Raw genomic sequence first — 13,416 nt, 5'->3', positions numbered from 1 at the left:
GATGCCGCGCGGCGCGGGATGTGTCTATTCGGGGTCGTCCTCCGCATCGTCCTGGGCATCGTGCGCCTGCCCATGCCCGGGCATCGCCTGGCTGCGCGACTGCACCCAGTCGCAGAACGCCTGCGGCCGCGCGGCCGCGTCCACCTCGGAACAGGCGTGGGCCAGTTCGGCAAACTGGTGCGCTTCGTCACCGGCATAGTAGAAACGCAGGCGCTCCAGCCAGGCGCGGCCCTGCGCGGGATCGCCGGTCAGCGCCAGCAGCCAGGCGGTGCGCGCGATCATCGTCGGCGTGGGCAGCAGGTGTACGGCGGCGATATGCGGCCCGAGCAGCCGCGCCGCGTTCGCCGGCGTGATGACCGCATCCTCGGCGGCGTCGGAAGCGGCGGCCTGGCGGAACCAGCGCTGCGGCATCGGCAGCGCGGCGCGGCGCTCGGCGCGGGCATATTCGCGCGCCTCGGCGCGGCGGAAGTCCTGCCACATGGTCGTGAGGACAACGGCCGCCACGCCCGCATACACGAGCCCGGCCAGCACGGCGGCCGCGCGCGGCAAACGCATGCGGCCGAAGCCGGACGGCTCCAGCCAGGCCAGCATGAAACAGAACGGCAGCAGGAAGTACAGGTAATGCAGCGGATACTCCAGCATGGAATGCGCGCACAGCATCGCCAGCCAGGTCAGCACCAGGACCGTCTGCGCCCGCTCCTTCGCGTCGCCGCGCCAAAGGCGACGGTACGCAACGCGCCATAGCCAGGCCAGCAGCGACAACATCACGCCGGCCGTCCCGACCAGGCCGGTCTTGGCCAGCAGGTCCAGCAAGGCGTTGTGGGCATGGAGGGACATCTCCACCTTCACGCCCACCTGCTCCATCTGGGCAAACTGCGCCCAGCCGAACTCACCCCAGCTCACGCCCAGCCACGGATGCGAGCGGAACATGGCCCACGCGTGGGTCCACATCGCGCCCCGCCACGACAACTGGTCCGCGCCCTGCAGTTGCGCCACCGTATCGAACAGCCGCCAGCCCATTGCCTGTCCCGCACTCTTGATCGCGGGCTGGAGGATCAGCAGCGTCACCACCATCGCCACGGCGGCAAACACGAGTCCCGCGGGACGGCGCATCGGATTGTTGCCGCCCGGACGCGCACGCCGCATCATGCCGCCGCCTGCGCCCTGCCCGCGCGCCATCCACGCCATCACCAGCGCGTAAGCCGCGGCCAGCCCCACGTGCAGCACCCCGGTGCGCGAACCGGACAGCACGATGCCACTCACCAGCAGCACCGCCGCGGCCAGCCAGGCCGGCGCCCGCAAGCGGCCGCGCGCCGCCAGCCACACCGCCGCCGCCAGCGCCAGGCCCTCGACCGTGGCCTGGTGATTGGGCTGGTTCAGATTGCCCCACAGGCGGCGGTTGTCGTCATAGAAGTAGGTGGATACCAGCCCCACTGTGTCGGGCTCCAGCCCGAACACCTGGACCCACTGCGCCACGGCGCCCAGCAGTCCCGCCACCAGCCACGCGATGGCCAGCGTATCGACCATTGCCTGCCGCTCGGCCGATGATGCGGTCCGCCCCTGTCGCCACGCCGCCCACATCACAGCCGCTGCAAGCGCGAGCACCAGTTCCGTCACCAGGCGGCTGCCGGACACATCTTCCATGCCGGCGAGCCCCTGCACGATGCCGGTAGCGATCAGCCAGAGGGGGAAGAGGAGGATCCAGGGAAGCTGGGCTGGCCCCGCCTGGTAACCATAGCCGTAACCGGCGGCTTGCCGGGGCGTTACGGCGCCCAGAATGATGACGGCGACGGCGAACAGCAGCGCGGAAGTCCATTCGCCGTAGAAGGTGGCGAGCGGAAGCGTATGCCGGGAAACCAGCAGCGGCACGACGAGCGTGGCGGCGAGGAAGCTGAGGGGAATGGCTGACCGGGAGGACAGCATGCGGGATGCCTTGTGATGCCGGTTGGCAAAAGGCGGATGATAGCTTGGGGGGCGGGAAAAGAAAAAGCGCCCGGAGGCGCTTTTTCTTGAGGATGTAGGGCGGGGATGCAAATCAGGGGAATGATCCGTTTTGCTCAACTGCCCGCGGCCACCACCTCGGCATGCACTTTTGGCTCTCCATAGAGGCTGAGCAACTGCGACTTGAATCCACTCAGCAGGGATTTTTGGTTATCGCACATGGCGATCAGCCACGCATAGTGCGCATCGAATTCCGTGCCCGAAAGATTCCTGAGGCGCTTGACCTGTAGAAGCGCCTCCTCCGGCCGACGGTCCAGCGCGAGAAGGACTGTGTAGCGGCGGATGTACTTGGGTGAAGCAGCCACGTCCAAGGCGCTCTCGTGAAGGGCGATCTTTTCCCGGAGCATATCTGTGGTCAGAGGAATTCCGCCAACGAGCCCGCGCTGTCCCCAGTCGCCGAAGATCAGTGACGGATTCAGCGTGTAGTTCCTGGCAGCCTGGCCCTCGTAAACAGCCCTCGCATTCTGATAGTCGAAACCACCCGCGACAAGCCCGAACAGCACGCCGCCGAGCGAAAACAGACTCAGGACTGACAGAAGCCTGCCGGAGGCGCTTTGCCAAACCGAGGTTTCCGCCATGCCAAGCAGCAGGCAAACCGGCAACAGGAAAAAGGCATAGGTTTGCGGGAATTCCAGCATGGCATGCACCGCGACCACCGTAACCATGGTGAGGCAATAGATACGTTGCGAAGCCTCGCGGCCTGCGCGCACGGCTTGCGCGCAACGCCAGGCCCACAGGACGCATGGCACCAGCACGGCAAGCGCCCCCGCAATGCCTGTCTTGGCAAGCAGATCCAGCACGATATTGTGCGCATTATCGGCAACGACGACAGGTCCGAGACGATCAGCAATGAGATATTGCGCCCGCATATACTCGCCCCAGCCAACCCCAAGCAGCGGATGCTCGCGCGCAATTTCCAGCGCATAGCGCCATAGCGCGAGACGCGGCGACACGTGCAACTCTCTCGCCAGGCGTTCGGTAGTCGAGGCCAGATGAAGTTCAAGGGATTGATTGAGCAAAGACACGAGCGCCATCGCCGCAATCAGTACCAGAAGCGGCAAGGCCCCCAGGACCGCCGCACGCACCCAGTCGGCTCTCCCCGGCCTGCCTCTCGTGGCCGAAAGCGCCGTTGCGGCGGCGCCTGCGCCAACCACGACGGCCTGCAGTATCGGGGTGCGCGATACGGTCAGCGCGATGCCAATGCTCAGCACGACAAGCGAGGCCCCTAAGGTGGCCCTGCCGATCAGGCGCCCGCACCACAGGTAAAGCGCGCTGGCCACGGCCAGCGCAGCGAGGGTGGCAAGATGGTTTGCCTGCAGGAGGTTGGCGAAAGGCCTGCGCCCCTCTTCAAAGGGCAATGCGACAACCCACGGCGCGAGGTACCGCTCCAGGCCAAAAGCCTGCATCCAAGCCATGCCGCTGGAGATGATGCCACCAATCACGCACCCAACTGCACAGACATGCAGGATCAGTTCCGCTCGCCGCCGGTCCAGGGACAGCCAGCATCCGGCCTGGATCGTCAGTGCGGCAGCGATGCAAAAGAAGATCGCCAGATAAGAGGCCACGGGCCGCTCGAGCCGAATCGCCGCCAGTTGGACAATCAACACGGCGGCAAAGGCAATTGGTGCCACGGCGACAGCGGCCACCCTGGAAGCCCCTCCACGACCTGCCTCCATAGAGAATGCAAGCAGACAAATGGTCATTGCCGCAGCAATGGCCAGCGACTCGGCATAGAAGGATGGAATCGGAAGGGGATGTGGCGCTATCAGGTATGGGACCGTCCACAGGGCGAACGTCATCACCAGCGTAATCGAGAGGCGCAGCGGCCCAGATCTGGCTTTCACGGCATTGGTTCCGATGTCAGGAAAACAGCTCTCACGCGCGCCACAGGCTGCACCGGAGAAGACTGAGGCGCAGAGTTTGCACACTCCCTGGATCCATAAAAAAAGGCGCCCTGAGGCGCCTTTCCTTCACCTGCCGCGCATTGCGTAATCGCGGCGCGGCAGGAGATGCAGCAATTACTTGCAATAATTCGCGGCGAAGCAGGTATCGGTACCGGCGACATGAGCCCACTTGAGAACACCGTTGTCAATTACCGGCGAAACCGCAAAAACATAACCACCGGCCGCGGCCGTGCCAGTCGCCGTCACGACGCCGTCTGTAACAGTCAATGCCTGAACGTTACCGGGCAGCGTAGTCGGAATCTGCGGAATACCATTGGAGTTAGCACTGCAGCCCGTCGCGCTGCTGGTTTCCTGGACGCAGACACCCACAGCGGTCTTGTACGACTCCGCAGTATTGATGACTTCGGAGAACTTCGCCTTTTGCGTGTATTGCTGATATTGCGGAATCGCAATCGCAGCCAGGATACCGATGATCGCCACAACGATCATCAGTTCGATCAGGGTGAAACCCTTCTGGACACGGCGGCCCAGTTTCTTCAGTTGAACCCGTTTTTGCATGATTGACCCCTCGAAGGAATTTTGGATACAGATAGAAACATTTTGTTTCATGTGATGCTGTAAATCCTTTAGCACTTAGCGTGCCAGCGCCGCAAACCCCGGTGGCTTCGTCGGCGAGTGACAATTTTCGCCACTTCGGAGTGTTCCGAGCCTTGATACGGCGCAAATTTTGTCACTTAAGATGACGCGGACAGTCAGTAAACACAAAATCCTGTTTAACTCTGTGCGAAACCGCACTGAATTCCCGGGCCGCGGCGGTGCGGCGGAAAACGAAACGGGTGGCCCCTGGGCCACCCGTCCGGTAGTGCAGCAAGGTGCACCGTCCGTTCACGGAGCCGTCCGATCCGGACGGCTCCGCTTCAATACGTCATGCCGTCAGGCTGGCTGCGCCGCGCGTTTCTGCAGCAGCTTGCCGACCAACACCACCAGCGCCGCACCGATGATGCCGAACACAAGGTGCGCATGCGGCACGTGCATCTCGAACCAGGCGGCGTCCACGGGATCGCTCACCAGCATTTCGCCGGCCAGGTAGCCCAGCAGCGCGGCGCCCAGCACGATGATGACGGGAAAGCGGTCCATGACCTTGAGCAGGATGGTGCTGCCGAACACGATCAGGGGGATGGACAGGCCCAGGCCGAGCACCAGCAGCATCAGCTGGCTGCCTTCCGGTCCCTTCTGCGCCGCGGCGGCCACGGCCACCACGTTATCGAGCGACATCACCAGGTCGGCGATCAGGATGGTGCGGATCGCGGCCCAGATATTGTCCTTGGCCGAATGGCCGTCTTCGTCGTCTTCGCCGGTCAGCAGTTGCACGCCGATATAGACCAGCAGCAAGGCGCCGACGATCTTGAGGTAAGGCAGGCTGAGCAGCTTGACCGCGGCAACCGTGAGCACCACCCGCATGATGATGGCGGCGGCGCTGCCCCAGAAGATCGCTTTCTTCTGCTGGGCGGGCGGCAGGTTGCGGGATGCGAGCGCGATCACCACGGCGTTGTCGCCGGAGAGCACGATATTGGTCAGGATGATGGATCCCAGCGCGATCCAGAACGCGGTGGAGGACAGCAGTTCCACGGTAAAGCTCCTCGAGTTTTCTTAAATTATGATTCGAACGCCGCATGGCGACGGGCGATCCAACCGACGACGTCCAGCCGATGATGACGGAATTCGGATGTCTGAGTCTTCAGACATGAGATTTACCGTATCAAGCTTTCGATTCGGTTTCAATCGCCAGTTCGCCAGCCTCGGGAGATACCCTAGGTTCCTGGCGTCCCAGAATGACGCGCCCCCGCGCGAAGGCGGGGGCATCGAGGGCCGGCGGCGCACCTGCGTTCAGGCAGGCCACCCCGGCACCGGCAAATCTCCCGCCCTCGGGCGGGGTCCGCCAGATATCACCAGAAAGCGGCGATTACAGGATCGACTTCAGCAGGCGGCCCATTTCCGACGGATTCTTGGTGACCTTGATACCGCAGGCTTCCATGATTTCCAGCTTGGCTTGCGCCGTGTCGGCACCGCCCGAGATCAGCGCGCCGGCGTGGCCCATGCGCTTGCCCGGAGGCGCGGTCACGCCAGCGATGAAGCCAACCACCGGCTTCTTCATGTTGTCCTTGATCCACTCGGCGGCGTTGGCTTCGTCCGGACCGCCGATTTCGCCGATCATGACCACGGCGTCCGTTTCGGGATCGTCGTTGAACATCTTCATGATGTCGATGTGCTTCAGGCCATTGATGGGGTCGCCACCGATGCCCACTGCCGACGACTGGCCCAGGCCCAGCGCGGTCAGCTGGCCCACGGCTTCATAGGTCAGCGTGCCCGAGCGCGACACCACGCCGATGCGGCCCTTGCGGTGGATATGGCCCGGCATGATGCCGATCTTGATTTCGTCCGGCGTGATCAGGCCAGGGCAGTTCGGTCCGAGCAGCAAGGTCTTCTTGTTGCCCTTACGCATCTTGTCCTTGAGCTCCATCATGTCGCGCACGGGGATGCCTTCGGTGATGCAGACCACCAGGTCCAGGTCAGCGTCGACGGCTTCCCAGATCGCGGCGGCGGCGCCTGCGGGCGGCACGTAGATCACGGAAACGGTGGCGCCGGTGGAGTCCTTGGCGTCCTTCACGCTGGCGTAGATGGGAATGCCTTCGAAGTCTTCGCCGGCCTTCTTCGGGTTCACGCCGGCCACGAAGCAGTTCTTGCCGTTGGCATAGTCGCGGCAGCCACGGGTGTGGAACTGGCCGGTCTTGCCGGTGATGCCCTGGGTGATGACCTTGGTGTCTTTGTTAATCAGAATCGACATGCTGTAATCCTTTGCTTGGCTCCAAGCAGCGCGGGGCCTGGCCCGGCGCGCTGCTCGCGTCGCGTTTTGTTGGCGTTCGTGCGTCTTGGCTTACTTGCCCGCGGCCGCAGCCACCACCTTCTGGGCGGCTTCTTCCATGGTGTCGGCAGCAATGATGGGCAGGCCCGAGTCGGCCAGCATCTTCTTGCCGATTTCCTCGTTGGTACCCTTCATGCGCACGACCAGCGGCACGGACAGCGACACGGCCTTCGACGCAGCGATCACGCCTTCGGCAATCACGTCGCAACGCATGATGCCGCCGAAGATGTTGACCAGGATGGCCTTCAGGTTCGGGTTCTTCAGCATCAGCTTGAACGCTTCGGTCACCTTCTCGGTGGTGGCACCGCCGCCCACGTCGAGGAAGTTGGCCGGCTCGCCGCCGAACAGCTTGATGGTGTCCATGGTGGCCATGGCCAGGCCGGCGCCGTTCACCAGGCAGCCGATGTTGCCGTCCAGCGAGATGTAGGCCAGGTCGAACTTCGAAGCTTCGATTTCAGCCGGATCTTCTTCGTCCAGGTCGCGATAGGCGACGATTTCCGGGTGACGGAACAGGGCGTTGGAGTCGAAGTTGAACTTGGCGTCGAGCGCGATCACCTTACCGTCGCCGGTCAGGATCAGCGGGTTGATTTCGGCCAGCGAAGCATCGGTGTCCCAGAATGCCTTGTACAGGCCTTGCAGGGCCTGGCGGGCTTGCGCCACGCTCGCGTCGGGCACGCCGATCTTGCGGGCGATGTCGTCAGCGTCGGCATCGGCCAGGCCGGTTGCCGGATCGATGATCAGCGTGTGGATCTTTTCCGGGCTGTGGGCAGCGACTTCTTCGATGTCCATGCCGCCTTCGCTGGAAGCCATCAGGGCCACCTTCTGCGAAACGCGGTCCACCACCAGGCTGACGTAGAGTTCCTTCTTGATGTCAGCGCCTTCTTCGACCAGCAGGCGGTTGACCTTCTTGCCTTCCGGGCCGGTCTGGTGCGTGACCAGGGTCATGCCCAGGATGTTGCTGGCGTAGGTCTTCACATCGTCGATGCTCTTGGCCACCTTCACGCCGCCACCCTTGCCGCGGCCGCCCGCGTGGATCTGCGCCTTGACGACCCAGACCGGGCCGCCCAGTTGCTCAGCAGCCTTCAGGGCCTCTTCGACCGAGAACGCGGGGATGCCGCGCGGAACCGGCACATTGTATTTGCGCAGGATTTCCTTGCCTTGGTACTCATGGATATTCATGCGTGTTTCCTTTCGGGTAGGCGTAAAAGTGTAGAGATGGAATCTCGGCGTTTTGCAGGCCGTGCGACTTAGCCGGACGTGCCGGTAGGCCTGCGGGATACGGCGCCGCCTTCGGCGGCGGCGAGCGCCTCCGCTGGCTGCGCCGCCGGGGTCGGGGACCCTTCGGTCCTGATCCTCGGCTTCGGCTGGTGACCATACCAGCGCGGGTAAAACTGGCGCACCACCTCACCTTCGAAATGCAGGGCATGGCAGCCGTGCAACTGGTAAGGGGGTTCGGGATTGGTGTCTTCGGCGCCGGCGTCGCGAATATTGATGACGTCGCCGGCAAAGGCCTGGATCGCGGTGGTCGGCAGCACGCCGGCCAGCTCGGTCAGGTGGGTGCAGCCGGCCACGCCGGACAGACGTTCGCGCACCGCCTTGCGGAAGCCCTTCATCAGGTTCAGGCCGATGAGCTTGCGGTAGGCCGGGCCGATGGTGTCGCACTGCCCGGGGTAAGGCACCCAGTCAGAACAGGCATCGGCGTCCACCACATTCATGCGCACGTCGATCGTGACGCGCAGCCACAGGTCATGCAGGGGCTCGCCCACCGGGCGCACGCCGCCGCCGGCCAGCGGGATCGCACGCGGCTTGGTGTCGGTCAGGCGCGCTTCGATATCCCACAGGCCATCGTCCCTAAGATAGGCCTCGGCCGTGATGGCACGACGATGGCGCAGGGAGCGGTTGACGGGCGGGGAAAGCGGCATGACAGCAGGCTGGAGCGGGGGGAACGGACGGCTAATGAACAGCTACGAACGACCAAAGGACTGCTTTTGGGGGCGGCTGGGCCGGAAAACCGCAGGATTTTAACATGACGGACAACTTTGGCCGGGAACTAACTGCACGCGGTGCTGTTGGAGGCGATTGTCGGGCGGCGGATCGCCTGCTGCGGTGCGGGAAAGCGCGCCCCGAGGCGGTCATGCGGCCCGCGCGGCCAGGCTGCGCGCGGCGCGAATACGCCTACTTGCAACGCAGGTATGCGCCCCGTGCCGGTGCATGATATTGCGGGTGCGTCACGTCGCGCAGGGACACGCCACGACCCGCGGCGGCCCACCTCAGTCGCCGCCGTCCAGCCACTCGTCCGCGCCCTTGATGATGCGGCTGACCACCGAGCGGGAGAAACCGCGGGCCACCAGGAAGCGGATCTGCCTTGCCCGCTCTTCCGGCGTGGCCGGCGGGGCGCCGAAGCGCTTCTGCCAGACCGCGCGGCCCCGCTCCAGCTCGGAATCGCGCAGGCGCTCCTGCAGGTCGGCCAGCTGATCGCTGCCGAGCTGGTGGGTGCGAGCCTCCTGCATGACGCGGGCGGCACCGTAGCGGCTGGCGCGGCGGTGCACCAGGCTGTCGACGAAGCGCGCATTGGACAGCCAGTTCTCGCGCTCGAGCGCGTCCAGCAATTGCTCCAGGGCTTCCGGGGACTCCGCGTGCGGGGCCAGCTTGCGAGCCAGCTCCGTGCGGCTGTGCTCGCGGCGCGACAGGTAGCCGACCGCGCGGGCCTTGAGGGAGAGAGGGGGACGGGTGGCCATGAAGAAAGACGTCGCGAATGCACACCAAATGACACCGGGGCGGCGCGCGCTGTCGCACGTGCCGCCCCGGTCAGGCTCGGATCGCGGCCGGGATTGCCCCGGCCGGCTGCGCTCAGGCCTCGGCGGCAGTGACCGCGGCGGCAGGCGTGCCGTTCATCAGCACCACGCCCAGCGATTCGCGCACCTTGTTCTCGATCTCGTCGGCGATATCGGGATTCTCGCGCAGGTATTCGCGCGCATTGTCCTTGCCCTGGCCGATCTTCTCGCCCTTGTAGCTGTACCAGGCGCCCGACTTCTCGACGACCTTGGCATCCACGCCGAGATCGATGATTTCGCCCTGGCGCGAGATGCCCTGGCCATAGAGGATGTCGAAGAACGCCTCGCGGAACGGCGGCGAGACCTTGTTCTTGACCACCTTGACCTTGGTTTCGTTGCCGATCACGTCGTCGCCCTTCTTGATCGAGCCGATGCGGCGGATATCGAGGCGGACCGACGCGTAGAACTTCAGCGCGTTACCGCCGGTGGTGGTTTCGGGCGAACCGAACATCACACCGATCTTCATGCGGATCTGGTTGATGAAGATCACCAGGCAGTTGGTGCGCTTGATGGTGCCGGTCAGCTTGCGCAGCGCCTGGCTCATCAGGCGGGCCTGCAGGCCGGGCAGCGAATCGCCCATCTCGCCTTCGATTTCGGCCTTGGGCACCAGTGCCGCCACCGAGTCGATGACGATCAGGTCGACCGAGCCGGAGCGCACCAGCGCGTCGGTGATTTCCAGCGCCTGCTCGCCGGTGTCGGGCTGGGAGATCAGCAGATCACCCACGGACACGCCCAGCTTGCCGGCATAGTTGACGTCGAGTGCGTGCTCGGCGTCGATAAAGGCGCAGGTGCCGCCCAGCTTCTGCATCTCGGCCACCACCTGCAGCGTCAGCGTGGTCTTGCCCGAGGATTCCGGACCGTAGATTTCCACCACGCGGCCGCGCGGCAGGCCGCCGACGCCCAGCGCGATGTCCAGGCCCAGCGAGCCGGTGGACACGACCTGGATATCCTGATCGATGTCGGCTTCGCCCAGTTTCATGATCGAGCCCTTGCCGAACTGCTTCTCGATCTGGGCCAGCGCGGCCGCCAGCGCCTTCTGCTTTTCGGCGTTCACGCCAGCACTCGCCTTCTTGCCGTCATCCATGGTCGTCCTTCCATCAATGGTGTATAAATAGGCCGCATGTGGCGCGCTGCCTGCTTTTGCGGGCTTGCGCCCGCCCCGCGCCGCGCAACTCGCCACGCGACTTGCGCGTAAAAGAGGCGGCTAGTAATCCGGTAAATGCCGGCCCGCGCAAAGCGCGACCGGAACAAGCGGGTACTGTATAAAAAAACAGTATGCTTGGCAAGCCCCACCCGCGTCACCTGGCAACGACGGGTCACAAAAGGTGCGCCAAAGCCGAGCCTGGGTGGAGACAACCATGCGTATTCTGATCGCCGAAGATGACGATGTGCTGGCCGACGGCCTCACGCGCTCCCTGCGCCACTCCGGCTATGCCGTAGATCATGTCGCCAGCGGGGTGGAGGCCGATTCGGCGCTGTCCACCCAGACCTTCGACCTGCTGATCCTCGACCTCGGCCTGCCGCGCATGCCCGGCCTGGAAGTGCTCAAGCGCCTGCGCGCGCGCGGCGCCATGGTGCCGGTGCTGATCCTGACCGCGGCCGACGGCGTGGACGAGCGCGTCAAGGGACTGGACCTGGGCGCCGACGACTACATGGCCAAGCCCTTTGCCCTGTCCGAGCTGGAGGCACGCGTGCGCGCGCTGGTGCGGCGCGGGTCCGGCGGCGGTGCCACGCTGACGCGGCACGGGCCGCTCGCCTTCGACCAGGTCGGCCGCATCGCCTACCTGAACGAACAGATGCTGGACCTTTCCGCGCGCGAGGTGGGGCTGCTGGAAATCCTGCTGACCCGCACCGGGCGGCTGGTATCGAAGGAGCAACTGGTGGACCACCTGTGCGAATGGGGCGAGGAGGTCAGCAACAACGCCATCGAAGTCTACGTGCACCGGCTGCGCAAGAAGATCGAGGTGGGCGGCATCCGCATCGCCACGGTTCGCGGCCTGGGCTATTGCCTGGAGAAATTCCAGGCTGCCGCGGTCCACGGCTAGGAGACACCATCCGCGCCTTGCCTTCCCCTGCTTACCCTGGTTACGCCACTCCGGCCACTCCGGACCACCCTACTCCCGTCTCATGAGCCTGCTGCGACTGCCCCGGCGGCGCGCGCGGGCCGCACGGCCCGAGCCGCCCGCATCGTCCCCGGACGGATCCGCCTCGCCGGATGCCGGCGTCGCCGACGAAGCGCTGGCCGAAGCCCTGCCGCACCTTGAGGACAGCGCCGGCCATCCGTCCCCGCGCTCGCTGTTCGGCGAGATCCTGGACTGGATGCTGGCCCCGCTGCTGCTGCTCTGGCCGATGAGCATCGCGGTGACCTACCTGGTGGCCAAATCCATCGCCAACGGCCCGTTCGACCGCTCGCTGGAAGCCAGCGCCATCGTGCTCTCGCAGCAGGTGCGCGAGGTCAACGGGCGCGTCACGCTGCAGCTGCCGCTGTCCGCGCGCGAGATCCTGCGTGCCGACGAGAGCGACAACATCTACTACCAGGTAGTCGGCACGCACGGCGAGTTCGTGGCCGGCGACAACGACCTGCCGCTGCCCAGCGAGGACGACCGCGGCCACGCCGGGCTGGTGTCGCTGCGCGACGACCGGGTGGCCGGCAACGACGTGCGCGTCGCCTACACCTATGTCGATCTCAAGCACGGCGGCGACACGCAGCCGGTGCTGGTGCAGGTGGGCGAGACCCTGGACAAGCGCGCGCGCCTGGCCAACGAGATCATCAAGGGCGTGATCCTGCCGCAGTTCGTGATCCTGCCGCTCGCGGTGGTGCTGGTGTGGTTCGGCCTGACGCGCGGGCTGGCGCCGCTGACCGCGATCCAGCAACGCATCCGCGCGCGCAATCCCGGCGATACCAGCCCCATCGACGAGCACGCCGCGCCGCAGGAGATCACGCCGCTGGTGGCGTCCTTCAACGACCTGCTGGCGCGCCTGGACATGTCGGTGCAGACACAGAAGCGCTTTATCGCCGATGCCGCGCACCAGATGAAGACCCCGCTGGCCGGGCTGCGCATGCAGGCCGAACTGGCGCAGCGCGAACAGTCGCCCGAGGAATTGCGCAAGTCGCTGGCGCAGATCGCCGGCAGCTCGGAACGCACGGCCCACCTGGTGACGCAGCTGCTGTCGCTGGCGCGCACGGAGAACCTGGCCGGTGCCGGCAGCATGGCGCCGCTGGACCTGGGCGCGCTGGCGCGCGAGGTGGTCAAGGACTGGCTGCCGCAGGCCTGGGCCCGCAGCATCGATCTCGGCGTCGACGCCGACGATCATCCCGTCATGGTGCAGGGCAACCGCCTGATGCTCACTGAAATGCTGAACAACCTGATCGACAACGCGATCCGCTACACCCCCGCGGGCGGCCACGCCACCGTGCGCGCAAGGGCGGACGCCTTCGAACCGTTCGCCTACCTCGAGGTGGAGGACACCGGCCCGGGCATCCCGGTGGCCGAGCGCGAGCGCGTGATGGAGCGCTTCTACCGCGTGCTGGGCACGCAGACCCAGGGCAGCGGCCTGGGCCTGGCCATCGTGCGCGAGATCGTGCAGCAGCACGGCGGCGATGTCAGCATCGTCGACAACGTCTACCAGTCCGAGCCGCGCCTGGCCGGCGCCTGCTTCCGCATCACGCTGCGCCGGCCCGTCGCCGGAGATACGGCATGAGCGGCGCCGCCCGCCCGCCCGGCCCGCGCGCCGCGGCAGGCCAGCCCGGTTC

At 65.4% G+C, this 13,416-nt stretch carries 11 protein-coding genes; 2 read left to right on the top strand and 9 right to left on the bottom strand.

All coding sequences use genetic code 11. The annotated features are described in order from the left end of the window. Window positions 1-24: 24 nt before the first annotated feature. The 9 genes from AC1DKV_RS25785 to recA form a co-directional block, all read right to left on the bottom strand. Window positions 25-1,923, bottom strand: coding sequence for a PglL family O-oligosaccharyltransferase (locus AC1DKV_RS25785; RefSeq protein WP_441621472.1), 1,899 nt, complete (start codon window positions 1,921-1,923; stop codon window positions 25-27). A 134-nt stretch (window positions 1,924-2,057) separates the two neighbouring features. Then, the gene (locus AC1DKV_RS25780; protein WP_441621470.1) at window positions 2,058-3,845 is read right to left on the bottom strand and encodes a PglL family O-oligosaccharyltransferase; all 1,788 of its coding nucleotides are present in this window, start codon (window positions 3,843-3,845) and stop codon (window positions 2,058-2,060) included. Between the two features lie 174 nt (window positions 3,846-4,019). After that, complete coding sequence (locus AC1DKV_RS25775; protein ID WP_441621535.1) at window positions 4,020-4,463, bottom strand: pilin; 444 nt, start codon at window positions 4,461-4,463, stop codon at window positions 4,020-4,022. Window positions 4,464-4,838: 375 nt separating this feature from the next. After that, window positions 4,839-5,534 carry a TerC family protein gene (locus AC1DKV_RS25770; RefSeq protein ID WP_441621468.1) on the bottom strand — a complete coding sequence of 232 codons (696 nt, stop codon included), beginning with the start codon at window positions 5,532-5,534 and terminating at the stop codon, window positions 4,839-4,841. Window positions 5,535-5,868: 334 nt separating this feature from the next. Next, complete coding sequence (gene sucD / locus AC1DKV_RS25765; RefSeq protein ID WP_441621466.1) at window positions 5,869-6,750, bottom strand: succinate--CoA ligase subunit alpha; 882 nt, start codon at window positions 6,748-6,750, stop codon at window positions 5,869-5,871. 90 nt (window positions 6,751-6,840) lie between these two features. Further along, entirely contained in the window at window positions 6,841-8,007 is a 1,167-nt protein-coding gene (gene sucC, locus AC1DKV_RS25760) for an ADP-forming succinate--CoA ligase subunit beta (protein WP_441621464.1), read from the bottom strand. Window positions 8,008-8,075: 68 nt separating this feature from the next. Continuing rightward, window positions 8,076-8,750, bottom strand: a complete 675-nt coding sequence (locus AC1DKV_RS25755; protein ID WP_441621463.1) for a DUF2889 domain-containing protein — start codon at window positions 8,748-8,750, stop codon at window positions 8,076-8,078. Between the two features lie 348 nt (window positions 8,751-9,098). Further along, the gene (recX, locus tag AC1DKV_RS25750) at window positions 9,099-9,566 is read right to left on the bottom strand and encodes a recombination regulator RecX (protein ID WP_441621461.1); all 468 of its coding nucleotides are present in this window, start codon (window positions 9,564-9,566) and stop codon (window positions 9,099-9,101) included. A gap of 112 nt (window positions 9,567-9,678) precedes the next feature. After that, entirely contained in the window at window positions 9,679-10,746 is a 1,068-nt protein-coding gene (gene recA, locus AC1DKV_RS25745) for a recombinase RecA (protein ID WP_441643541.1), read from the bottom strand. 274 nt (window positions 10,747-11,020) lie between these two features. On the opposite strand from recA, the gene AC1DKV_RS25740 reads away from it, so the two are divergent. Both AC1DKV_RS25740 and AC1DKV_RS25735 read left to right on the top strand, forming a co-directional pair. Continuing rightward, window positions 11,021-11,707 carry a response regulator gene (locus AC1DKV_RS25740; RefSeq protein WP_441621457.1) on the top strand — a complete coding sequence of 229 codons (687 nt, stop codon included), beginning with the start codon at window positions 11,021-11,023 and terminating at the stop codon, window positions 11,705-11,707. Window positions 11,708-11,789: 82 nt separating this feature from the next. Continuing rightward, window positions 11,790-13,364, top strand: a complete 1,575-nt coding sequence (locus AC1DKV_RS25735; protein ID WP_477138316.1) for a sensor histidine kinase N-terminal domain-containing protein — start codon at window positions 11,790-11,792, stop codon at window positions 13,362-13,364. Window positions 13,365-13,416: the final 52 nt, after the last annotated feature.

Source organism: Cupriavidus sp. 05T41, from assembly GCF_056396525.1.
Note: the sequence above shows the minus strand (reverse complement) of the source record. Positions and strands in the feature narration are given on the sequence as shown.

Coding starts and splice junctions, on each gene's coding strand:
- AC1DKV_RS25740 (WP_441621457.1), top strand. CDS start 11,021: ATGCGTATTCTGATCGCCGAAGATGACGATGTGCTGGCCGACGGCCTC.
- AC1DKV_RS25775 (WP_441621535.1), bottom strand. CDS start 4,463: ATGCAAAAACGGGTTCAACTGAAGAAACTGGGCCGCCGTGTCCAGAAG.
- sucC (WP_441621464.1), bottom strand. CDS start 8,007: ATGAATATCCATGAGTACCAAGGCAAGGAAATCCTGCGCAAATACAAT.
- AC1DKV_RS25735 (WP_477138316.1), top strand. CDS start 11,790: ATGAGCCTGCTGCGACTGCCCCGGCGGCGCGCGCGGGCCGCACGGCCC.
- AC1DKV_RS25785 (WP_441621472.1), bottom strand. CDS start 1,923: ATGCTGTCCTCCCGGTCAGCCATTCCCCTCAGCTTCCTCGCCGCCACG.
- sucD (WP_441621466.1), bottom strand. CDS start 6,750: ATGTCGATTCTGATTAACAAAGACACCAAGGTCATCACCCAGGGCATC.
- recA (WP_441643541.1), bottom strand. CDS start 10,746: ATGGATGACGGCAAGAAGGCGAGTGCTGGCGTGAACGCCGAAAAGCAG.
- AC1DKV_RS25755 (WP_441621463.1), bottom strand. CDS start 8,750: ATGCCGCTTTCCCCGCCCGTCAACCGCTCCCTGCGCCATCGTCGTGCC.
- recX (WP_441621461.1), bottom strand. CDS start 9,566: ATGGCCACCCGTCCCCCTCTCTCCCTCAAGGCCCGCGCGGTCGGCTAC.